Below are 22,780 nucleotides of genomic sequence, written 5' to 3' on the forward strand. Positions count from 1 at the left end.
GATGTCAGTGCTCTGGGGCGTGTCCTTCGACGCCACTCCGCTGTCCGGGGTCGTGGTCGAGTTCCTCAAGACGGCGCACCGCTTCGCCGCTCGCGGTCAGCGCGTCCACCTCGACCTCGGGTACGACATCAAGGCCGACAAGGGCGCGTTCTTCCGCCCGTACCGCGACGAGGCCCGGCTGCTGCCGGAGTGGGTCACGCTCGACCGCGTCGACGGCGTCGAGCGGATCCGGGGCTACGACCGGGAGTTCGTCGAGCGGGTCCTGACCGAAGTCGTGCAGGGCGGCGACGGCGCGCTGCGGCCCGAGATCGACCGCGTCGCCGGTGAGCTCGCCGACCGGATCGTGGCCACCTGGGAACGCCTCGGCGTGACCGTGGTGATGGTGGAAAACGGGACCCTGCCGGAAAACCCGGCCTACACCGAGGCGCTGTACCGGGCGATCGGCCGCTACGGCGCCCGCCACCGGCTCGGCCGGTTCGTGTTCTGGCGCGACCACGACCTGATGTGGCAGAGCGAACCCGGTATCGCGAAGTACGGCACGTTCCCGTACCCCGGCGTCCCCGCGCCGCGCAACTCCCCGCACATCCACTACTTCGCCCTGCACGAGCAGGCGAAGGCCCGAACCCTGGCGTGGGTACCGGGGCTGGCGAACATCGACGTCCTGCCCAACTCCTTCGCCATCGCCCCGGCGCGGATCGACGAGCGCAACGCGGCCTTCCGGCGCGACCACGGCATTCCCGACGACGTCCCGCTGCTGGCGCGGATCACGCGGATCATCCCGCAGAAGCGCATCGACCGCGACCTCCACCTGCTGGCCCTGCTGCCGGACGCGTGGCTGTTCGTCGCCGGCGACGTCGACGAGACGCCCACCGAGCACGCCCGGCTCGTCGGCCTGGCGGACCGCCTCGGCGTGCGCGGACGCGTCGTGTTCGGCGGCTGGCTGACGCCGTACGACACCCGGGTCCCCGGCCGGTACTCCGTGCGCGACCTGCTCGCGCACGCGGCCGTCGTGTCGTTCCTGACCTCCTACGACTATGAGAGCTACGGCAACCCGGTCAGCGAGGCGATCGCGTCCGGGACGCCGTACATCACCAGCGGGTACGAGCTCTACGACGTCGTCTACGGCAGCCGGGGCTTCCGGGCCCCGGTGCTGGACATCCGGGCCCGCGACCTGCCGGACGCGGCCTTCGCGCGCGAAGTCGCCGAGCTGATCACCGACGAAGGGAAACGGGCGGAAGTGGTGCGGGTGAACTCGGAACTGGGGCAGGCGCGGTTCGGCACGCGGGTGGTCGACGAGCTGGTCGGCCGGCTGTACCCGCCGCCGATGGGCGCGGCGACGCGGCTGAGCGTCGTGCTGCCGGTCTACAACGAAGCCGCGAACCTCCCGGAGGTGCTGCGGACGCTGCACGACCAGCGCGACGGTGACCGGCCCCTGGACAAGAGCCGGTACGAGGTCGTGCTCGTCGACAACAACTCCACCGACGACACCGTGGCCATCGCGCACGCCTTCGCGGCGGCGCACCCGGACCTGGCGCTGCACGTCGTCCACGAGCCCGAGCAGGGCGTTTCGTGCGCGCGGCGGGCGGGCATGGACTTCGCCGCGGCCCGCAGCCGCAACCGGCCCGACAGCGACCCGGGGGAGCGGTTCTACCTCGTCTCCGCCGATGCCGACTGCCGGGTCGACCCGCACTGGCTCAGCGAGCTCCTGGCCGCGATGGAGACGTCGAAGGCCGCCATCGGCGTCTGCGACTACTACTACGACGCCGGGCACTTCACCGGACGGCCGCGGCTGTGGGACGCGATCCAGCGGACGCTGCGGTGCCGTGCGGTCACCTTCGCGCTCTTCGGCGGCTTCCCCGACGGCAAGGGCTTCGCCGTCGAGCGCGACGCCTACGAGCGCGCCGGCGGCATCGAGATCTTCTACCAGCTGCAGGACGGGAAGTTCGTCAACCACCTCTCCGACGACTGGGACTTCGGGATCAAGGTCGCCAGCGGCGGCGACGCGATCACCTACGCCCCGCGCTCGCGCGTCGAGATCAACCCGCGGCGCGTCGACCACGCCATCGACGAGGTCATCGCCGGGCGCGCCTACGGCTCCGACGGCATCATCGTCATGCGCGACATCCGACCGTCGGCACCGGCGGAACCGGTCGACCTCACCGAAGCCGAGGCGCGGCAGGCGTGGGAGTTTTCCATCAAGGACTTCACGCCGAAGAACACGATCCTGCCGGTGCTGCTGACCCCCGCGCTGCTGGAGGACGACGCCGTCATCGCGTTCTTCGGATCCGATTTGGCCGCGCGGCTGGCCCGGCGGATCAGCGAGATCCGCCACGAGATGCGCGTCGTCGACTTCACCCCGATCCACGCCTACAAGACGCCGGCGTACCGGCTGTACTTCGAATTCGCCGACGAGCTGTTCGCGTGCCTGCGCGCCCACGTCGGCGAGGACATCGGGTTCCCGCCGCCGCTGCCGCCGTGCCTGGCGGAGGTGCCGGAAGAGCGGTTCGCGGAGTTCGCGCGCTACTACTGCGAAGACCGCGAGTCGGGCGAGGCCCACAACTACTTCGGCAACGGAGGGGTGTTCTGATGACGCTCGGCTACGAACAGGCCATCGGCTCGCTGCACACGATCGATCCGGCGTGGCCGCGCCCCGCCGTGCTCGACGTCCTCGAAGCGCCCGAGAACCGCCACCTGCTCGACTTCGTGCAGGAGGATCCCTTCGGGGCGCACGTGTTCCCGGGCAACGTCCCCGGCACCCCTGCGGAGTTCCTGCGCGACCTGGACGCGCAGCTGGCGTCGTCCGGGCCGATCCACCTGTGGTCCTACATCCCCACGTGCGCCTACCGCTGCCGGTTCTGCCAGTACCCGGTGGTGCTGGTCAAGGGCAGACCCGAAGTGGCGTACGAGAAAGCGAAGTCCTGGGTCGACCTCAACCTCGCCGAGGCGCAGCTGTGGCTCGACGCCGTGCCGCACCTGCGCGGGGCCGAAGTGGGCGAGTTCAACGTCTTCGGCGGCACGCCGTCGCTGCTGCCGGAACCCGAGATCCGCCGCCTGCTGGAGTTCTACCGCGCGAACTTCGGGTTCACGCCCGCGACGACGATCCGCTTCGAGGGCGACCCCAGCACGTTCACCCCGGCCAAGCTCGAGCTGCTGCGGGAACTGGGCTGCACCAAGCTCTCCAGCGGTGTCCAGTCGTTCGACGACCACGTCCTGGAGCTGTGCGGGCGGGAGCACACGGCGTCGATGTGCGTCGACTTCGTGCGCAACGCCACCGCGGCGGGGTTCGAGTGGGTCAGCATCGACCTGATGTACGGCCTGCTCGACCAGAGCCTGGACAGCGTCCGCCGCGACCTGGACGTCGTGCTCGAGCACGAGGTCACGGCGGTGGTGTGCACGAAGCTGCACCTGGCGTCCTACAGCGACACCCGCACCGGCGTCACCGGCGAGAAGCCGGCGGCCTGGCAGCTGCCGTCCTACCGGGACAAGCTGGTGCGCGACGGCCACCGCTGGCCCACGCTCGGCGAGCAGTACCAGATGCGGGAGCTGCTCACCGAGGGCCTGCGCGCGGCCGGGTACGCCGAGCACCCGACGATGTACTTCGCGCGCGACGGCCGCGGGCCGGAGAAGTGGAAGTCCATCATGGTCGACCAGGACAAGCAGGAGGCCGAGGTCGCGATCGGCCTCGGCGGCAGTTCGAGCTGCCGCGCGTCCGAAGCGATCACCGACGTGAACTCCCGCCGGTACACCGAAACCGTGCTCTCCGGCCGGATCCCGCTGGGGTCGGCGACGCGGTTCACGCCCGAAGCGCAGGAGGCCCGGGCCGTCAAGATGGCGCTGACGACGTTGCAGCCGCTGCGCGATTCGCGGCACACCGCCCGGTTCCCGGGTCGCTCGCTGTTCGCGGAACCGTGGCTGGGCAAGTTCCGTTCGTTGGCCTCGCGCGGGCTCGTCGAGGTGCGCCCGGACGACGGCGTGATCAGGTTGACCCCGCCGGGGGAGACGCTCGTGGAGGCGATCATCACCACCGAGCTGTGAGTCACTACATCGGGTGACACAAGCCTCGCGGGGAGCGAGCAGGACGGGCACCATGGATCTCGGACGTGCCAGTACCGAGATCGGAGCGTGGATGAGCCGAACCGTTGCCGGACACGACGAACAGCGGCGGTGGCGGGCCCGGCTCGCCGGTGTCCTGGCCGTGCTCGCCGCGGTGGCCGCCGCCCCGCCCGCGTGGGCGGCGCCCGACTACTCGCTGGCGGACACGAACTACGCCGGCACGCAGATCGCGCGCCACGAAGGCGTCCACGGGAGTCCGCGCGCCGATGTCGTCGACCAGACGCTCGGGCACGACGTCAGCGGGCACCAGGGCGCGGTCGACTGGGCCGCCGCGGCCGGCGCCGGGGCGAAGTTCGCCTACGTCAAGGCGACCGAAGGCACCGGGTTCGTCAACCCGCAGTTCGGCCAGCAGTACGACGGCGCGCACGCGGCGGGCATCATCCGCGGCGCCTACCACTTCGCCCGCCCGGACGTCTCGGGCGGCGCCGAGCAGGCGGAGTACTTCATCGCCCACGGCGGTGGCTGGCGCGCGGACGGCACGACGCTGCCCGGTGCGCTGGACATCGAGTACAACCCGTACGGCGACGTCTGCTACGGCAAGAACCCGGCCGACCTGACGGCCTGGATCGCGGACTTCACGCGCACGTACCTGGCGAAGGCCAAACGCAGTGCGCTGATCTACACGAGCACGGCGTGGTGGAAACGCTGCACGGGCAACACCGACCGATTCGGCAACACGGACCCGCTGTGGCTGGCGCGGTACGGCCCGGACGTCGGCGAGCTGCCGGCGGGCTGGGACAAGCACAGCATCTGGCAGTTCGCCCGCGGCGGCACCCTGCCCGGGGACCAGAACTACTACAACGGCCCGCTCGGCCGGGTGCAGGCACTGGCGAAGGGTTAGCGGCGCTGCTGCTTCCGGTCGGGCACTGACAAGATCGGACAGAATCCTGTCGTTTCCGTGACCGGCTGCTTACGATCGGCGGGCAGGTCTTCGTTGCTCGTCCTTTGTGGACCCGGGAGGCGCCGTGCGCAGGATCGCCCTTCTCGCTGCGGTGTCCGTGGCCGCGGCCGTCGTCGTCTCCGCGCCCGGGGCCGCCGGTGCGCCGCGCGCGTGGTTCACGTCGTGGGCGCAGTCGCAGGACGGCCGGGCCGACACGCCCGTCACCGACCGGTCGCTGCGCATGATCACCCACCTCAGCCAGGGCGGCGACGCCGTGCGCGTCCGGTTCCAGAACACCTTCGGCACCGGGCCGCTGACCATCGGGCACGCCACCGCCGGGCCGAGCACGGGCGGCGCCGCGGTCTCGTCCGCGCGTGAGCTGACCTTCGCCGGCCGTCCGGCGGTGACGATTCCCGCCGGGGGCGAGGTCTGGAGCGACGAAACCCGGCTGGTGACGCGCCCGGATTCCGATCTCGCGGTGAGCATGGCCGTCGAGGGCACCGCCGTGCCGGGCCGGCACGGCGCCGCCCTGCGGGACAACTACCTGTCGCCGCCGGGCTCGGGCGACCACGCGGCCGACGTCCCGGGTGACGCCTTCACCTCGACGGTCGGGGCCACCTACGTCGTCAGCGCCGTCGACGTGCACAACTCGGCCCTGAAGGGCACGGTCGTCCCGTTCGGCAGCTCGGTCGTCGACGGCATCGGCAGCACCAACTGCGGCCCGGGCTGCACCCAGCTCGGCGCGAACCGCCGGTGGACCGACGACCTGGCGCGGCGGATCGCCGCCTCGGCCGCGCCACTGGCGGTGGCCAACGCCGGCGTCTCGGGCACCACGAGCGCCCGGTCGTGCCCGGGGACGCCGCCGTCGGTGGCGGGCCTGGACGCGGCGAGCCGGCTGGACCGGGACGTCCTGGCCCTGCACGGCGTCACGGCCGTCATCTACTACTACGGCACCAACGACCTGGCGTACGGCTGCGACGCGGCGACGATCCTCGACAGCTACCGGGCGGTGTTCGCGCGGCTGCGCGCGGCCGGGATCCCGGTGTACGTCACGCCGAGCACGCCCCGGCCGGGCTACGGCGACCAGGCGAACCTGGCCCGGCACGAGATCGCCCTGTTCGTCAAGCGCTGGAACACCTGCGGGGGAACGTGTGCGGGCGTCGTGGACTTCGACGCGGTGCTGGCGGATCCGCTGAAGCCGAACAGCATCCTGCCGGCGTACGACAACGGTGACGGCATCCACGCGAACGCCGCCGGCCAGCAGGCGCTCGCGGACTTCGTGTCGGTCCCGATGCTCGCCCGATCCGGGCCGGTTCTTCACACGATGGGCTGAGCCGGGCGAGTCGGAACGGCGGAACCGTGCTCGCGGGGCCCCAAAGTGCGCCGGGTGATGAACGAGTCGATGGACGACGCCGGGTGCTGCCTGCTGTCGGTGGCCTGGAACGTCGCCCCGCTGGCCGAAGGACAGCCCGGCTCCCGCCGCGCCGACCTGCGGCGGACGGTGGTGTCGGTCTGCCGCACCGCCGGCCACGGCGCCCGCGACTGGGCCGCGCGGCACGGGGCGGGCACCGTGGCCGAGTACCGCCCGTTCCTGCAGCTCGCCGACGTCGCCTACGAAATCGCCACGCTGTTGTTGCTGGTGGAGGACTTCCTGGTGCCGGACCTGGAACGGGAGCACCGCCGCTGGGCGGAGATCGAGGAGCTGACGGTCCGCCTGACCGAGCTCGCCGAGTGGACGTCGGCCTTCCTCATGTCGGACGAACCCGTGCGTCTGTGAGGGAAGCGCCCAGGCCCGGCGCTGTCTGTCCGGGTTCGGCCACCTTTGAGCGGCCCAGCTCGAGCCCGTCGCATCTGACGGCCGAGTGCCTCTAGGCCGCCCCGGCCCAGCGGCGCACGGCGAACCGGCTGCCGTCACGGCGGACTTCGGCGGCGCCCGGTCCGCCGAAGTGGGCGGGGACAACCAGCGCGCGCGTGTCCGCGGCGCGTTCGAGGATCGCCCGGCGAGTCGTGGCCGCCTGGTGCGGGTCTTCGCAGAAGCAGCTGCTGTGCTCCGGCGCGAGGATCTGGACCGGGCTGTGCAGCAGGTCCCCGACGAACACCGCCCGGTCCCCGCCGGACGACACGCGCAGGACCGACGAGCCCGGGGTGTGGCCGGGTGCCGCTTCCAGGGTGAGGTTGCCGTCGATGCGGTGGCTGCCTTCCCACAGCTCGGCCCGGCCGAGCACCGGGGTGACGCTGTCGGCGTAGACGAGCAGGCTGCCCTCGCGGCGAAGCTGCTCGTGCGGCGTCCGCGGAGCGGGGCGGCGGTGGGCGTTGCGCGGGTCGAAGTACACCTGGTCGGCGCGCGGGATCAGGTAGGTGGCGCGGGGGAACGTCGGCACCCACTCGCCGTCGCGCAGCTCGGTGTTCCAGCCGACGTGGTCGTAGTGGATGTGGGTGTTGACGACGACGTCGACGTCCTCCGGCCGGACGCCGGCCGCGGCCAGCCGCTCGAGGAACGGCGTCGCCAGGTGGTCGAACAGGGGGATCTGCGGCCGGTCCCGGTCGTTGCCGACGCCGGTGTCGACCAGGATCACCCGGCCTTCGCTGCGGAGCACCCAGGTCTGCACGGCGCCGCGGTAGCCGCCGGTCTCGGGGTTCCAGTGGTCGGGGGCGAGCCAGGCGGCGTTGTCCGTCCAGATCGAGGCGGGGCTGTCGGGGACGATGAACTGCGCCGGGGCGATCTCGCCCTGCCACTCGATGACCCTGAGGACTTCCACTTCTCCGATGTGCATGACTCCACGCTAAGGCCGGACACTGAGCGCTTCCATGCGCTTAGTGCTCACAATGATGCGCGATCGTCTCAGGAGTACGCTCGCCCACGTGGATGTGCTCAGTGACGCGATCGCCGCGGTGCGGATCGGGCAGCCGGCGTCGAACCGCCTCCGGGCCGGTGCGCAGTGGTGCTACCGCTTCGCGCCGTACGAAGGCGCGGGTTTCCACGTGCTGCTGCGCGGCAGCGGCTGGCTGCTCGCGGACGGCGGGACGCCGGTGCCGCTCGGCCCGGGCGACGCGGTCCTGGTCCCGCACGGCGGCGCGCACGTCCTGTCCTCGACGCCGGACGCCACCGGCGCGGTGCCGTTCGAAACGGCGGTGGCCGAGCCGTCGGGCCGCACCGAGTTCCTGTGCGGCAAGTACCGGCTGGCCCACGCGCGGCGGCACCCGCTGCTCGCGAGCCTCCCGGAGGTCGTGCACCTGCCCGCCGAAGTCGGCCGCCACCCCGAACTGCGCGCGGCCATCGACCTGCTCGGCGGCGAGGTGAGCGACCCGCGGCCGGGTTCGGCGACGGTCCTCACCGGCCTGCTGGACCTGCTGCTGGTCTACCTGATCCGCGCGTGGCTCGACGGCAACCCGGGCACGGGCTGGCCGCAGGCGCTGCGGGACCCCGAAGTCGCCGCCGCGCTGGAGGCCCTGCACGAGCACCCCGAAGCACCGTGGCGGATCGAGGACCTGGCCGCCCGGGTGGGCCTGTCCCGCGCCACCCTGGCCCGCCGGTTCACGACGCTGACGGGACAGCCGCCCATGGCGTACCTGACGTGGTGGCGCCTCACGACGGCGGCGCGCCTGCTCCAGGACACGGACCTCCCGTTGCCGTCGGTCGCCGCGAAGGTGGGTTACGCCTCACCGTTCGCGTTCTCGCACGCGTTCAAGCGCCAGTTCGGCGTGCCACCGGGTGGATTCCGCGCCGGCCGGTGAACCGCACATCGATGGACGCCACGGTCGCGGCGGCGAGGTCGTCAGGGTCCTGCTGTTCGGTGACGCGGGCGTCGATGGCCAGGTGCTCGGTCACCGACCAGTCCGCCGGATCGATCGCGGGCGGGCGACTTCGCGAGGCGAATGCCGTTGTTCCCCCGCGGCCGCAGGTGCTATACCGGCACCTGCCCGGTGTCGCGACGCGGCGATGCCCCGAGCGAGCGGAGTCTCCGGTGGCGAACCGTGCTGTGCGTTCATCCGCCGTGGTGGCCGCCTTGGCCGCACCCGTCCTCCTGCTGGGTACCGCGCCGGCGGTGGCCTCACCCGGGTGGCCGCTGACCATCGAGACCGTGTCGAACCCGCGGCCCGCGCTCGTCAGCGGGGGACAGGTGCTCGTCAAGGTCGTGCCACCGGGGAGGGCCGGGCGGCTCACCGTCAGCGCCAACGGCCGTGACGTCACCTCGAGCTTCCGCGCCCAGCCCGACGGCAGCCTGCTCGGCCTGGTGACCGGGCTGCGCGACGGCGCCAACGACCTGCGGGCCGGTGCCTTCGGCCGGCGGGCGAGCCTGCGCGTCACCAACCACCCGATCACCGGGCCGGTGTTCTCCGGCGCACAGCAGCGCCCGTTCTACTGCGAAACCCCGGCGTTCGGCCTGCCCCCGGCGGCGCAGCCGTTCTGCAGTGCGCCGACGCAGGTGAGCTACCAGTACCGCACGACCGCCGGGGCGTTCGCGCCGCTGGCGGACCCGGCGAGCCGGCCCGCGGACCTCGCGACGGCCACGGTCGGCGGGCACGCGGTGCCGTACGTCGTCCGCGTCGAACGGGGGACGATCGACCGCGCCGTCTACGAGATCGCGGCGCTCTACGACGGCACGCCGTCGCCCGTCACGCCGGACCCGGGCGTGGAACGGAAAGCTGGTCTACACCTTCGGTGGCGGCTGCAACGCGGGCTACCACCAGGGCAGCTCGACCGGCGGGGTGGTCAACGACCTGTTTCTGGCCCGCGGGTACGCGGTGGCGTCGTCGACGCTGAACGTGCTCGACAACAACTGCAGCCCGATCATCTCGGCCGAAGCGGCGATGATGGTCAAGGAGCACTTCGCCGAGACCTACGGCCCGGTCGCCCACACCATCGGCTGGGGTGGCTCGGGCGGGGCGATCCAGCAGTACGACATCGCGGAGAACTACCCCGGCATCGTCGACGGCATCATCCCCGGCGTCTCGTTCCCCGACCCGCTGAGCGTGGGCGGCCCGGTGTCGGACTGCCGCCTGCTCGACCGGTACTTCGCCGGGCCGGGTGCGTCGTTCACCCCGGCGCAGAAGCAGGCCGTCGCGGGTTTCCCCAGCTATGACAGCTGCACTTCCTGGGACGCCACCTTCGCCAGCCGCGCGACCGCGACCGGCAGCTGCAACGCGGCCATCCCGGTTCCGGCGCGGTGGGATCCGGTCACCAACCCCGGCGGGGTCAAGTGCAACTCGAACGAGCAGCTGGCCAACCAGCTCGGGCGGGACCCGCGGACCGGGTTCGTGCGCAGCCCGCTGGACAGCACCGGCGTGCAGTACGGGCTGGCCGCGCTGCGGGCCGGCACGATCACCGCGGCGCAGTTCGCCGACCTCAACGCCACCATCGGCGGCCTCGACCACACCGGAAAGCCGGTGCCGCAACGGACGGCGGCCGATCCCCGGGCGCTGGAAGCGGCGTACGCCGACGACATCCTGAACTCGGCGTCGGAGGGCCTGCGGGAGACGCCGATCATCGACCAGCGGACCGACCTCGACTTCGCCGGCCCGGGCAACGACATCCACACCACCGAATGGTCCTACGTGCTGCGGCAACGGCTTCTGCGGGCCAACGGCACGGCGGGCAACCAGGTCATCATCGAAAACCACGCGACCGCGGCCGAAGCGGCGGCGGCGAGCGGCTACGAGCTCGACGCGATGGACCGCTGGCTGACCGCGATCGACGCCGACCGCTCCCACCGCAGCCGCCTGCAGAAGGTGCTGGCGAACCGGCCGGGCGACCTCGGCGACGGCTGCTACCTCTCGCCCACCTCGCGGATCACCGAGCACCTGACGTACCCGGCGGGCGGCCGGTGCGGCGCGCAGTACCCGGTGGCCGGCAACACCCGGACGGTCGCGGGGGAAGGCTTGACGCTGGACGTGCTCAAGTGCCGGCTCAAGCCGCTCGACTTCGGCGATTACCCGGTCACCTTCACCGCAGCGGACCGGGAGCGCCTGCGTACGGCGTTCCCCGGCGGCGTGTGCGACTACCGCCGCCCGGGCATCGGGCAGCGCGCGCCGATCGGCACCTGGCTGAGCTACGGCGACGAACGCACCGGGACCACTCCGCCGACGAAGCTGCCGTGAGGGATCCGCGCCACCGGCCGGTTCGGCCGGGTTTCCGCGCTTGTCTCCGCGGTCGACGACTCCGCGTCCAGGTATGCCGCCAGCGTGCGGGCGGTCATTCTTCCGAACCGGGCTGACCCGGACTCACCCGTCGGCCGCCGGATCTCGCCGCGTCGCCGGGGCCGTCCCGCGACGCCAGACCGAGGGACTGACGCCGCGGGCGCGTTTGAACGCGACGCTGAAGGCGAAGGCGTCTTCGTAGCCGACGGCGCGGGCGACGGCGGCGACGGTCTCCTCGGTGTCCCGCAGCAGGTCGGCGCCCAGCGTCATCCGCCAGCCGATGAGGTAGGTGAGCGGTGGCTCGCCGACCAGTGCGGTGAAGCGTGCGGCGAAGGCGGCGCGGGACATACCGACCTCCAGGGCCAGCGCGGCGACGGTCCACCGGCGCGCGGGATCGTCGTGCATCAGGCGCAGTGCGTCGCCGACGGCGGGGTCCTCCAGCGCCCGGTACCAGGCGGGAAGCACCGTCGACGGTCTTGCGCACCAACCCCGCAGGGCCAGCACGAGCACCAGGTCGAGCAGCCGGGCGAGGACAGCGTCCTGCCCGGGTTCGTCGCGCGCGATCTCCGCGGCGAGCAGGTCCAGCGCCGCCTGCGTGCGCGGCCCGGCGGGTACGACCGCCAGCGGCGGGAGCATGTCCAGCAGCCGGGCGCCGACGGCGCCGTGGAACTCGTAGGCGCCCCGCAGCATGGTCGTCGCCCCGGGCGAACCGGCGCCGTAGGTGCGCGGCGCCGAGTTCCGCTGGGCCGCCGCCGCGACCTCGCGCCCGTCGGGGAAGTGTTTCTTCCCCCGGGAAATCACGAAGCCGGGCGGGGTGGCCGGGTCGTCGGCGATCGTGTGCCGGCCCGGGCCCCGGATGAGGGCGATGTCGCCCGGGGCGAGCCGCGCCGCCGGGGCACCGGCGTCGTCGAAGCGGACCGAACCGCACCCGCCGAGCGTCGCCACGACGGTCAGCGGCGGCGCGTCGGCATAGGTCACCGACCACGGTGGCCGGCGGACCAGCTGCCGGACCAGCGTGTGGCCGGCGCGGGCCCGGACCAGCAGATCGCTCAGCACGTCCACCGCGCCCACGCTAGACGATCACAAAGGAATCTTCGACGTCGTCCCATGGATCGTCTCCCGGCGGGGGAGTTGGCTGGCCGTCATGCAGAAGATTCTCATCCTCGGCGGCACCGGGAAGACCGGTCGCCGCCTCGCCCGGCGCCTCGAGGCCGCCGGCCGACCGGTGCGGACGGCGTCCCGCACGGGCGGGAACACCCCGTTCGATCTCGCCGCCCCGGCGACCTGGGCACCCGCCCTCGACGGCGTCACCGCCGCCTACGTCGTGGAACCCAGCCTCCAGGCGGGCGGGGGCCGCATCCCGGCGTTCGTGGCCGAAGCGGTCGCCGCGGGCGTGCGGCGGCTGGTGCTCCTGTCGGCCGGCGGCGTCGGTGCGGCCGACGACAGCCACCCGCTCAAGGCCGCCGAAGAAGCCGTGCGCGCCTCGGGAGCCGACTGGACGATCCTGCGACCGGACTGGTTCGCGCAGAACTTCAGCGAGGGACCCTGGTTGCCGTCGATCCTCGCCGGGACCGTGTCCCTGCCCGCCGGTGACGGGCGCACGCCGTTCATCGACGCCGACGACATCGCCGCGGTCGCCGCGGCGGCGCTGACCGAAGACCGCCACAGCGGCCGGACCTACCAGCTGACCGGCCCGCGGGCCATCGGCTTCGGCGAGGCCGCCGACCTCATCGGCCAGGCCACCGGCCGCCCTGTCCGGTACGTCGACATCGCGCCCGAAACCCACGTTGCCCGCCAGCTCGCCGCCGGCGTCCCGCTCGAGGTCGCGCGGCTGTTCACCGGCATCTTCGCGGCCATCCGCGACGGCTCGGCACCCGAACCCGCCGACGGCGTGGAGCGGGCCCTCGGCCGGCCGGCCCGGCCGTTCGAGGACTACGTCTCCGAGACCGCCGCGTCGGGGGTCTGGGACTGACCGGTGAGGTCGATCTCGCCCCACACGGTCTTCCCGGTGGGACGTTGCCACTGGCCCCAGGACACGCTCATGGCGCCGACCAGGGCGAGCCCGTGGCCGCCGGCGGCCGACGGGGGCCGGGGGCAGGCGGGGTCGACGCAGGCGTCGTCGACTTCCACGGAGAGCCAGTCCTGCTTGCGGAGCAGGCGCACCTGGCGCGGGGGCTTCCCGTGCCGGAGCGCGTTGGAGGTGAGCTCGTCGACCACCATGAGCGCGTCGAGCCGCTGGTGCTCGGGCAGGTCCTGCAGCAAGCGGTCGGCCCAGGCACGCACGGTGGCCAGCTCGGCGAGGTCGTCGGTGACCTCGAGGGCGATGACGCGCACCGAGTCGTCGAGCCGGGGCAACTGCTGTTCGGTCGGCATCCGGGCCGGACCCCTTCCTGTTCGCGGCGCCACGGCCGTTCCGCGGCGCCGGTGCCGGGGGGACTACCCGGATGTCTCCCCGGCCAAGCACGCGACTTCACCGCAGCCGGGCCACCAGGGCGAGCCAGGTCGCGGCTTCGGCGCGGTCGGCGTGCAGCGGCAGGACGCGGTCGAGCCGCAGCAGCCGGACCGGCCGGACCACGGCGCGCTGGGTGGCGATGATCGCGCAGGGAATCCCACGGGCGTGGGCGCCGGTGACGGCTTCGACCAGGGCCGACAGGCCGCAGGAGGAGCAGAAGCCGACCGCGTCGAGGTCGATGATGAGGGCGGCGGGCCGGAACTTGAGTTCGTCGTCCAGCCGGTCTCGCAGGCGCGGGGTGGTGGCCAGGTCGAGATCACCGGCGACGGTCACCGTCGTGGCGTCCACGGTGGTGGTCACGGTGATGTGCGTTCGTGCGCGGGACGGTGTTTCGAGGTCGCTGGGGGTGACGATGCCGGGCATGGGTGACCTCTCGTCGGTGCGAGAGGCCCGGTGCGCCGCGCCCCCCGCGCTGCCGGCCGCCGGGTGGGCAGGCCGAACCGGGTTCGGTGGCGGCTGGTGGTTTCAACCGCTGCGCCGCCACGAAGGCGGCGTCACGACCTGAAGGCGCGCAAGGCGTTCGTCCGGGCCGAACGGGTACTGCCCACTCCGGCGGCACCTCAACCAGGTTTCGCCGACCGGAATCCCGGGCACGACAACGGCGGCCTGCCGCGATGACCGTCATGGCCCAACACCGCCCCGACGGTGCGAGGCGGTCATTGCGGCAGGCCGCCGTCCGTTCCCGAGACCCCGTCCCGAGTAGGGGTTACCTACCCAGCGCGCGGGTGGGTTGAATCGTCCTGGCGCGAATTTCCGTTAAGAGCAAAGCCGCCGTTGATCCCGTGCCCGTCAGCTTCCGGCGACGGGAAGGCGGCTCAGCGCCGAAAGGACGAGCTCTCGCGCCGCGCGGTCGGTGGCCGCGAAGGCGCCCGGGTCCCGGCCGATGCGTTCGGCGCCGGCCCGCATGACGCCGGACAGCAGCTCCACCGCGAGCGGCACATCGCCGACGTCGCGGAACTCGCCGCGGTCGATGCCGGCTCGGACGACGTTCTCGACCTCGACGACGATGGCGTGGAACGGGCTGTCGGGGCCCTTCGGCGTCTCGGCGAACGGCAGGCCGGAAGCGGGCCGGAACATCAGCTGCAGGACCGGATCGGTGAACGCCTCGAGGACGGCCGCGATGATCTCGCGCAGCCGCTGCGCGGCCGGGTCCGCCGACCGCGCGGCGATCGCGGCCACCCGCTCGATCGCGGGCCGCGCCAGCCGCTGCGTAAGCGCCTGGATCAGCGCGCTCTTGTCGCCGGCGTAGTTGTACAGCGTGTTGCGCGCGAGTCCCGCCCGCTCCGCGATGTGGCCCATGGTGATCGAGTCGTAGTCGCGTTCGAGCAGCACCTGCCGCGTCGCCGCGGCGAGGTCGGCCCACACGACCTCGTGGTGGGCCTCGATGCTGGCTCCCCGGATCCGTGGCATCGGATCATCTTCCCACCGCCGCGCGCGTCAGCGTGCGAGCGCCGCGGCCAGGGAGACGCTCGACAGGTGCGGGTTGTCCTGGTGCGTCGAGGTCAGCTTGACGCGATCGAGGCGCCACCCGTCCGCCGTCCGCACCGCCTCGTTGTCGTAGAAGCCGACCACCAGCCAGTGGTTCGGCCCCCCGGCGGCAAGCTCGTCGGAGACCCAGTGATCGGCGCGGACGTGCGCGTGAATCGTCGCCCGGTCGCCGTCGACGTCGATGACGTGGCCGGTGATCGCGTGGTGCGTGGCTGTGTAGAAGGCGAAGGCGCCACGAAGGTTCTCGACGTAGTCGGCGAGCGGCACGGTCATCGGCGGAATGTCGGCGACGGACCCGAAGTCGAGCGTCAGCGGGTCGGAGAAGACGCGGCCGGGCAGCTCGGTGAACTCCTTCAGGTCCGCGATGTCGGCATACCGGCCGAGCAGCTCGATGAGTTCGGCACGATCGCTCAGCGGGTCCATGGAAATCTCCTCCGTCGGGTATCGATGCGACAATCTGTCGTAAAGATTACGACAAGTTGTCGCCAAACTCAACGAGGGTGGCTCATGTGCGGATGGATGCATTGATGGAGGCCAAGTTCTGGGCTTATTCGTGTCCAGAAACGACGAAAGCCACGTTCACCTGCGTGAACGTGGCTTGTCCGTCGGGCTGACAGGATTTGAACCTGCGACCCCTTGAACCCGAGGACTTGACGGCACGCGTGACCTCAAAACAGTGATATGAGCGGTCAAGTTGCTGCTACGCGACTTGCAGGTTTCGCGGCAGTCGCCCTTGTGCTGGTCCACAGCTGGTCCACAGGGTCGTCGACGGATGAGCCTCGCCGACTCTTGACCTCGCAGACGTCGAGTTGGTGAGCGGAATCCCGGACGGTACCCCACGCGATGTAACACCCGATGGCCGTGAGTTGGCCAGCGCAGATTGACCGGCGTTCTCGTGTCAGCCAGAGATGGCAGGCTGACTGGACGCTGCTCAACGTCGTAGTCGGTCCTCAAACTGTCGGCAAGAATTGCACGTTGGCTTTCCTCGTTCCGGTATCTCGCGTATCAACCGTAACGGTGTCGAACTCGCGAGGATTTACGATTAGGCCGGAGTCCGCCGCGTCGGCGGCGAAGTTAGCGCCGACGAACACTGTATCCGGAGCGAAGGTCGCGCTGTCGAACCCAACGCCGCCAACGAAGGTGGCGCCGTTGAACCCAACGGCGCCTGCGAAGGTCGTGCCATCGAAGATGGCGACTCCGACGAAGGTGGCGCCGTCAACGCTGGTTGCGCCGGCGAAGCGGGCACGGTCAAACGTGGCCTCGCCGGTGAAAGCGGCGCGATCGAACGTGGCGTCGCCGGTGAAGACGGCGCGATCAAACGCGGCGCTGCCGGTGAAGATGGCGCGGTCGAACACAGCGGCGGCGGTAAACTTCGCGTGGTCGAACGTGGCGTCTCCGGTTAATGCTGCACGGGTGAATGCGGCGGTGCGAGTAAAGGTTGCGTCGCGGAACCATACGCCGCCGACGAAGGTGGCATTAAGAAACACAGCATCGCCACCGAAAGTTGCGCGGGTGTAGTCGACTGCGTGATTGAAGGTCACTTGGTGGAAGCTGGCGTCGCCAGTGAAAGTTGTATCGCCGAACCTGGCGGTCTCGGCGAAGGTCGCGTCGTCGAATACTGCGTCCTCGCCGGTGAAACGGACACCGTCGAATACGACGTGGTCGTTGAAGCTCGCGCCGTGGAACCAGGCTCGCGCGATGTCGGCTTCGCGAAATGAGGCGTAGTCGGTGAAGTGCGCGTTGTGAAACGATGCGCCGCAGGTAAAGCGCGCCTTGTCGAACCGTGCGCGGTGGGTGAAGGTTGCGCCGCTAAACCATGCTTGGGCAGTAAAGGTTGCGCCGCGGAACCAGGCGTCCCCACTGAACGTCGCGCCGTCAAACACGGCGCGGCGAACTAAGCAGTCGTCCAGATGGAAGCCGATCAGGTAGGCGTTGGTCAGGTCAAGGTCGATATCGGTCCAGAACGTCCGTTGGACGTCGGGCTTGATGTGCTCGGCAAGAATGCGCTGGGCCGCGAGCCGGACTTCCCGTTCCTGTAGCTGGCCCTGGTATTCCTTCTGCTGCGCGCCGTCGGCCGCGGCCGACGGCGTGACGTCGAGCGGGGTGAAGGGCATCCGCAGGTAAGCGCAGATGACGTTGACGATGCTCTGGCGCTGGCCGGGGTCGTTGTGAGCAAGGCGCTCGAAGGCGTACAGCCCGGCCAGGCGCACCGGAGCCTCAGTGGAGCCGAGTTGGTCGGCGGCCTTAGTGTAGAGCTCGGTGACGTTCTTCTCCGTCGCGTCGCTCTCGTTGTGCTGTTGGCGCCGTACCGCGAGTAGCAGCGCGAAGATTCCGGTGGGTACCCGCACCGATCCCGAGTCCGGTCTTAACCGCCTCGACTCGCGCCGACGCCTTCTTGTCCGGGTCGCTCGCCTGATTGGCTTCGTCAAGCAGCCAACTGGTAGCTACCCACCCCACGGCAGCCACCACGACTGCGGCGGCGACCACGACCCACCAGCTCGTCACCGACACCCGAGCCCGCGGCGCTCGCTCTCCCCTCCGCCGTGCCACGGCGACCGGGATGCCGCCGCCGGCGACGGCAAACAGGACCAGTGGCAAGGCAAGGGGACGGGCCCACCGACCCAGCGCCGGCCAGTCCACCCACCCGAACAGTGCTGTCATCCCGGCCAGCAGCGCCAGCCCACTAAGCACCAGCACCCAACGCGCCGGCGCCCAGCCGCGCCAAAGCGAGCGGGGTAGCATCAGTTTCCATCTCGTCACCGACGGTCAGTCGCCGCAGCGCGTTCACGCGCTACATGCACGGTCACCCAGACGAGAGCGGATCTACCCTAGGCTGGTTTTGCCTGGTTGCGAGACTGGCTACCGCTAGTCATCGGGGGTGCCCTGGTGAGGTTCGAGCGCACATTCGATGGGTTTTGAATCCGTGGCAGCAGGCGTCCGACTTGGCGATTGGACCTGGTAAACCGCAGGTCATAATACCTTTCGAGGGTGCCGATAGCCCGCTCGCCGGTCTGGTACGACACCTGTAAACCGCGAATAGACCGCAGCAGAAGCATGCCGTCGACTAGTCTGACGCCGCGATCAGAAGTCGCTGGTGGCAACGGCACACCCGAGGAGAGCTTTAGCCGCATGATCAACAAACAACGGTTGAGAGCGTCGCGACGGCGGATTACCGCATCAAGTACGTCTGCCACATCGTCGCGGCGTGTACGCCTAGGCTTGCGCCCGCCTAGGCGTGATCTTCGCAGGGCCTCGAAAAAGGTGAACTGGCTCGCCGTCACCTCACTTACTAGTGCGTTAGTTGCTATCGGCGCGCTGGCGGTCACTGCTCTCTCGTTCAACACTACGCAGCAGGGCCAGTACACCGACCGCTATACGAAGGCTATTGACGAACTTGACAAGGTCGGCACTGAGCATCTGCAAGCTCGACTTGGAGGAATCTACAGTCTCGAGCGACTGGCTCATGACTCCGCGCGTGACCAGTCAACAATCATTGAAGTTCTCTCCGCATTTATTCGCACCGCCACCCCGACCGCGGTTGACCCTCTTGACGGTACGCCACGTACCTGCCCTGATCGAACTGTTGCTCCCGATGTCCAGGCTGCTCTCACGGTTCTGGGTCGCCGCGACACGACGCAGGACAACGACACCCGTGTCGATCTTCGTCAAACTTGCATTAGGCACGCCGAATTGACCAACGCACATCTCAGCGAGGCGAACCTAAATCACGCAGACCTCGCGGGTGCATATCTCGAAAACGCGGATCTCGCTTACGCGAACCTCACTTTCGCGCACTTCGACAATGCATCTATACCGCACGCCGACCTTACCTATGCATTGCTAAATTATGCGTACCTCACTAGCGCGAACCTCGATGCCGCAAAACTTACTCATACTAACTTCGACAGCGCGCACCTCGAAGGTACAGACCTTCGTGATACCGATCATGATGGTGCTGTGGTGGTGAACGCGACCGCTAACGCGGAGACGCGGGGGAAGTGGTGGTGACCTCGTCGGACCCGTACCCGTCGGTCCGCGGACCCTTCGGCGGCGTTCCTGTCGTGTCCGGTTTTGCACCTGTACTTGTCCAGTGCGGCGACCCTGCGGGACGCGAATCACGGGGACGAGGAGGTCGCAAAGCTCGGATCCGAGCACCTTCGCCGCCACGACGTTCGTCACACCGGACTCACGTCGATGGCTGTTCCCATGCGCGTATTGCGCAAGATCGCTGGGGCGGGTCTCGATGGTCACGGTCATGGCTTGCAGTCCGGGACTGGCGAGCGACTGCCAACGCGACGCCACCAATTCCCGCCGAGGTCGCGGAATGTGATCTCCAGTTCGCTGCCGGGTCCCATGAACCTGGCAACCAGCGTTGAGCTCAGATCATTGGGCACGGTGCGCCAAGCCGGCTGTATCTAGAAGTCTTTCAACAACTTTCGCTGACCCTCATCGGATAGTGCGGACATTCGGATGATTCGTCTAATGAGGCTCTGGGGATTTGCTGGGGTCAGTGGAATGGCGATTATATTGTCATCCTTCGCCCAGATTTCGTGAGTACCTCGGCTTTTTCGCATTTCCCAGCCCTCTTCCTTGAGGACGCGGAGAAGGTCTCGCAACATGATTCGAGATGAAGTCTGCGGGCGCGGACGCGATTTTCCGGCCGTCGGCGGCTCGTCTGGCCTGTCATTCTCATCGGCGGTAGGTGAGGTGTCCGTTTCGGGGATGGGTTCGTGATTTTGGGCGGTATTCTCGGCCATATCTATGGTCGTTTCTATGAGAAGCTCCTGAACCGCTATTGACTCGTCAACTTTCTGACGAAGTGCGCTCAGCATTCCACGTTCGGCGAGAACGACGGGGATAATAAGTAGAAAGACGCTGCCGACTTGTAAAGCGGTCGCCTGAGCGTAGGAGCCTGACGGGAGGAACCCCCCGAGCCCTACGATGAGTGCGCCGACGGATGCCAAGTACCACGACCACGGTGGGAGCTGCTTCACGCACTGAGTGTGCCTGAGGCTTGGATGTCCGGTTGGGCCAGGTCCGGATGGATCGGTGAGCCTCACGACGTCGCTTTGGCTTGCAGCTTGGCGAGCGACTGAGGAGGCGTGGAACTCGCTTGATGGTCCACGGATGGTCCACGCGTACGAGTTGCCGGAGGCTTGGTGCTTAAGCTGGCCACTACGGCACAAAGGACCCGTGAGCAGCGGTTATGCTGCTCACGGGCCCTGCCAGTTTGTCCGTCGGGCTGACAGGATTTGAACCTGCGACCCCTTGACCCCCAGTCAAGTGCGCTACCAAACTGCGCCACAGCCCGGACCCGCACTCCCTGAGTGCGTGGAAGTACTTTATCGTGCCCGCCGAACGGCCCTGCACGCAGGGTCCCCAGTCTCTCTGACCTGCGGGAACAGGTCAGAGAGACCGAGGAGCAAGGACCTCACCCCAGCCCGGCGCTCACCGCGTTCATCAGCGCGCCCGTGTCGCCCGACATCTCCCAGGCCATTACGCCGAGCAGGCCGCGGGACTTGAGCCACGTCGTCTTCAGGCCGATCGACCAGGCGTCGTCGAACGTCCACCACTGGCCGCCGTTGCCCGTGTAGCACGATGTTGCCACCGCCGCCGTGTCGTGGTGGACCGTGCAGTTCGGGACGCTTGCCACCAGGTTCGCGTACCCGCGGGTGCCCGCTTCTTCGGCGAACTGGCCCGGTGCCGCGCCGGTTGCCGGCTGCCACTCGCCGCTCTTGCCGCCGTCCGCCACTCCCTGCCAGCCTCGGCCGTAGAACGCCAGGCCCAATGTCAGCCGGCGGGGGTCGACGCCCGCGTTCGTGTACGCGTTGATCGCCGTTTCCGCGCTGAAGTGGAACGGGTACGGGTCGTCCGCGTCGGCGTACAGGTTGCCCTGGTGGCCCGTGCGGTTCGGCTCCCACGAGTTGTCGCTGCCCGAGCCGTGGAAGTCGTAGCCCTGCACGTTCGCCACGTCCAGGGAGTCGAAAACGCGAGGCAGGTCCCAGCCGGCCGCCACCTTGGCCGGGTCCGCCGGCGTGAACGCGTGCAGCTGGTACCGCTTGCCGGTCGTCGCGCCGTACGCGTCGAGCTGCGTGCGGAACTCGGCCAGCAGGGCCGTCAGGTTCGCCTTGTCGTTCGGGCTCCAGTGGTTGCCCGGGTGCCCGTCGCCGCTGGCCGGCCACTCCCAGTCGAGGTCGATGCCGTCGAAGAGGCCCGCCGCGGTGCCAGGGCCGCCTGCGCCGCCGTAGGACGCGATGTTGCCCTTCAGCCAGGTGTCCACACAGGACGAAACGAACTTCTTGCGTGACGCGTCGGTGGCCGCGACGTCCGAGAAGTACTTCGAATACGTCCAGCCGCCCAGCGAAACCAGCACCTTCAGGTTCGGGTGCTTCGCCTTGAGCTTCTTGAGCTGGTTGAAGTTGCCGCGCAGCGACTCCCAGCCGGTGTCGGCCACCCCGTCCACCGACTGCGCCGCCGAGAACGGCCGCGAGTAGTCGGCTTCGGCGTCACCGGCGCCGTCGCCCTGGTTCGGGTCCTCGGGATCCGCCGTGGTGCCCTTCGTGACCCCGGACAGGCAGGTCAGGTTCACCGGATCGATGTTCTCGAACGCGTACAGCAGGTGCGTCAGCTTCGCCGCCGCCCCGGACGTCTCCAGGTTCTTCACGAAGTACTGGCGGCCGTAGATGCCCCACTGCACGAAGTACCCGACCTTCGCGTACCCGGAGACGATGTCGCCGGTGCGAGCGGTCACCGCGGCACTCGGCGCCGACACGTTGTCGTAGCCGTCGCGCGCCCGGACCGTGAACGTGTACGAAGTGGACGGTGCCAGCCCGGTCACCACGGCCGACGTCGTGGTCACCGTGGTGGCCAGCACCGCCCCGCGGTAGACGTCGTAGCTCACCACGCCGGTGTTGTCGGTCGACGCCGTCCAGGCCAGCGAGACGCTGCCCGAATCGGCGGCCGTCGAGCGCAACCCGGCGGGCGCGGACGGCGGCTGCGTGTCGTCGGCGGGGTTGTTCGTCGTCACGGCCAGAGCGGGACTCGCCGGGGAGGTGTTCCCCTTGGCGTCCTTGGCCTTGACCGTGAAGGAGTACGCGGTGCCCGGTGTGAGCCCGGAAACCGTGGCGCTCGTCCCGGTCACCGACGCGGCCAGGGAGGTTCCCTGGTAGACGTCGTACCCGGTCACCGGGAGGGAATCGGCCGTCGAGGCGTTCCACGCCAGGGCGACCGTCTTGGTCGTCTTCGCGACCAGGCGCAGGTTTGCCGGCGCGCCCGGCGGGGTGTCCGGTGAACCGTCGCAGTTGGCGTTGTCGACGCGGCACTGCGTCGGCGTCGCCGCGGCACTGAGCCGGAAAGTCGGGCTGTAGGGGTAGGTGTTCCGGCCCGGCGCCAGCGTCGCGATGTAGTACGCCGGGGTCAGCGTGACCTGGGTGCCGTTCTGGGTGACCGTGCCGTTTCGCCGGTCGAGGCGGTGATCCCGGCGGGCAGCGTGAAGGTGATCGCCCAGTTGCTCACCGAGGCGGTCCCGGTGTTGGCGACGGTGTAGGTGCCGGTCGTGCCGTTCAGCGCCAGGGTGGCGGTCAGCGAACCGGCTGCGGCGGCGGGTGGCGCGAGCGCCGCGGTGCCACCGAGTGCGATGAGCAAGGCGG

General features: G+C 69.8%; 17 protein-coding genes, 1 tRNA gene and 2 pseudogenes. 10 read left to right on the forward strand and 10 right to left on the reverse strand.

The genetic code is table 11. The features are described from left to right. Position 1: 1 nt before the first annotated feature. The 5 genes from ACLJOU_RS27240 to ACLJOU_RS27260 all read left to right on the forward strand — a co-directional run bounded on the left by ACLJOU_RS27240 (position 2) and on the right by ACLJOU_RS27260 (position 6,770). On the forward strand, positions 2-2,587 hold the full coding sequence (locus ACLJOU_RS27240) for a glycosyltransferase (RefSeq protein WP_410571063.1): 2,586 nt from the start codon (positions 2-4) through the stop codon (positions 2,585-2,587). Continuing rightward, positions 2,587-4,035, forward strand: a complete 1,449-nt coding sequence (locus ACLJOU_RS27245) for a radical SAM protein (RefSeq protein ID WP_410571064.1) — start codon at positions 2,587-2,589, stop codon at positions 4,033-4,035. The genes ACLJOU_RS27240 and ACLJOU_RS27245 overlap by 1 nt, the downstream gene beginning before the upstream one ends. A gap of 91 nt (positions 4,036-4,126) precedes the next feature. Next, a complete protein-coding gene (locus ACLJOU_RS27250; RefSeq protein ID WP_410571066.1) occupies positions 4,127-4,954 on the forward strand; it encodes a GH25 family lysozyme in 828 nt (275 codons plus the stop codon). Positions 4,955-5,078: 124 nt separating this feature from the next. Next, entirely contained in the window at positions 5,079-6,326 is a 1,248-nt protein-coding gene (locus ACLJOU_RS27255) for a GDSL-type esterase/lipase family protein (protein WP_410571068.1), read from the forward strand. 57 nt (positions 6,327-6,383) lie between these two features. Further along, positions 6,384-6,770, forward strand: coding sequence for a hypothetical protein (locus ACLJOU_RS27260; RefSeq protein ID WP_410571069.1), 387 nt, complete (start codon positions 6,384-6,386; stop codon positions 6,768-6,770). 91 nt (positions 6,771-6,861) lie between these two features. On the opposite strand, the gene ACLJOU_RS27265 is transcribed toward ACLJOU_RS27260, so the two are convergent. Then, positions 6,862-7,767, reverse strand: a complete 906-nt coding sequence (locus ACLJOU_RS27265) for an MBL fold metallo-hydrolase (protein ID WP_410571070.1) — start codon at positions 7,765-7,767, stop codon at positions 6,862-6,864. Positions 7,768-7,855: 88 nt separating this feature from the next. On the opposite strand from ACLJOU_RS27265, the gene ACLJOU_RS27270 reads away from it, so the two are divergent. The 3 genes and pseudogenes from ACLJOU_RS27270 to ACLJOU_RS27280 all read left to right on the forward strand — a co-directional run bounded on the left by ACLJOU_RS27270 (position 7,856) and on the right by ACLJOU_RS27280 (position 11,092). Next, positions 7,856-8,728, forward strand: coding sequence for an AraC family transcriptional regulator (locus ACLJOU_RS27270; RefSeq protein ID WP_410571072.1), 873 nt, complete (start codon positions 7,856-7,858; stop codon positions 8,726-8,728). 74 nt (positions 8,729-8,802) lie between these two features. After that, positions 8,803-9,543: pseudogene (locus ACLJOU_RS27275) on the forward strand (DUF6351 family protein); the annotation flags it as partial. 97 nt (positions 9,544-9,640) lie between these two features. After that, complete coding sequence (locus ACLJOU_RS27280) at positions 9,641-11,092, forward strand: DUF6351 family protein (protein WP_410571146.1); 1,452 nt, start codon at positions 9,641-9,643, stop codon at positions 11,090-11,092. A 123-nt stretch (positions 11,093-11,215) separates the two neighbouring features. Here the strand turns inward: ACLJOU_RS27280 and ACLJOU_RS27285 are convergent, their stop codons facing one another. Then, positions 11,216-12,193 (reverse strand): AraC family transcriptional regulator, encoded by a 978-nt coding sequence (locus tag ACLJOU_RS27285; RefSeq protein WP_410571074.1) that lies wholly within the window; start codon positions 12,191-12,193, stop codon positions 11,216-11,218. A gap of 82 nt (positions 12,194-12,275) precedes the next feature. On the opposite strand from ACLJOU_RS27285, the gene ACLJOU_RS27290 reads away from it, so the two are divergent. Beyond that, positions 12,276-13,103, forward strand: a complete 828-nt coding sequence (locus ACLJOU_RS27290; protein ID WP_410571075.1) for an NAD(P)H-binding protein — start codon at positions 12,276-12,278, stop codon at positions 13,101-13,103. Here ACLJOU_RS27290 and ACLJOU_RS27295 read toward each other — a convergent pair. From ACLJOU_RS27295 to ACLJOU_RS27315, 5 genes are all read right to left on the reverse strand, one after another. Next, complete coding sequence (locus tag ACLJOU_RS27295; RefSeq protein ID WP_410571077.1) at positions 13,064-13,504, reverse strand: ATP-binding protein; 441 nt, start codon at positions 13,502-13,504, stop codon at positions 13,064-13,066. The genes ACLJOU_RS27290 and ACLJOU_RS27295 overlap by 40 nt on opposite strands. A 97-nt stretch (positions 13,505-13,601) precedes the next feature. Next, complete coding sequence (locus tag ACLJOU_RS27300) at positions 13,602-14,006, reverse strand: STAS domain-containing protein (protein ID WP_410571079.1); 405 nt, start codon at positions 14,004-14,006, stop codon at positions 13,602-13,604. Between the two features lie 426 nt (positions 14,007-14,432). Further along, positions 14,433-15,053 (reverse strand): TetR/AcrR family transcriptional regulator, encoded by a 621-nt coding sequence (locus tag ACLJOU_RS27305; protein ID WP_410571081.1) that lies wholly within the window; start codon positions 15,051-15,053, stop codon positions 14,433-14,435. Between the two features lie 27 nt (positions 15,054-15,080). Continuing rightward, positions 15,081-15,554 (reverse strand): nuclear transport factor 2 family protein, encoded by a 474-nt coding sequence (locus tag ACLJOU_RS27310; RefSeq protein ID WP_410571083.1) that lies wholly within the window; start codon positions 15,552-15,554, stop codon positions 15,081-15,083. A gap of 527 nt (positions 15,555-16,081) precedes the next feature. Beyond that, positions 16,082-17,479, reverse strand: a complete 1,398-nt coding sequence (locus tag ACLJOU_RS27315; RefSeq protein ID WP_410571084.1) for a pentapeptide repeat-containing protein — start codon at positions 17,477-17,479, stop codon at positions 16,082-16,084. A gap of 913 nt (positions 17,480-18,392) precedes the next feature. Here ACLJOU_RS27315 and ACLJOU_RS27320 point away from each other — a divergent pair. Continuing rightward, a complete protein-coding gene (locus ACLJOU_RS27320) occupies positions 18,393-19,139 on the forward strand; it encodes a pentapeptide repeat-containing protein (protein ID WP_410571086.1) in 747 nt (248 codons plus the stop codon). A gap of 407 nt (positions 19,140-19,546) precedes the next feature. Here ACLJOU_RS27320 and ACLJOU_RS27325 read toward each other — a convergent pair whose 3' ends face one another. The 3 genes and pseudogenes from ACLJOU_RS27325 to ACLJOU_RS27335 form a co-directional block, all read right to left on the reverse strand. Then, a complete protein-coding gene (locus ACLJOU_RS27325) occupies positions 19,547-20,125 on the reverse strand; it encodes a type II toxin-antitoxin system HicA family toxin (protein ID WP_410571088.1) in 579 nt (192 codons plus the stop codon). Positions 20,126-20,368: 243 nt separating this feature from the next. Further along, positions 20,369-20,442: transfer RNA gene (locus ACLJOU_RS27330), tRNA-Pro, on the reverse strand. A 120-nt stretch (positions 20,443-20,562) separates the two neighbouring features. Continuing rightward, positions 20,563-22,775, reverse strand: a pseudogene (locus ACLJOU_RS27335) (glycosyl hydrolase family 18 protein). Positions 22,776-22,780 lie beyond the last annotated feature (5 nt).

Origin of the sequence: Amycolatopsis sp. cmx-4-61, assembly GCF_046548775.1 — a bacterium.
In the GTDB taxonomy this organism is placed as follows: Bacteria; Actinomycetota; Actinomycetes; order Mycobacteriales; family Pseudonocardiaceae; genus Amycolatopsis.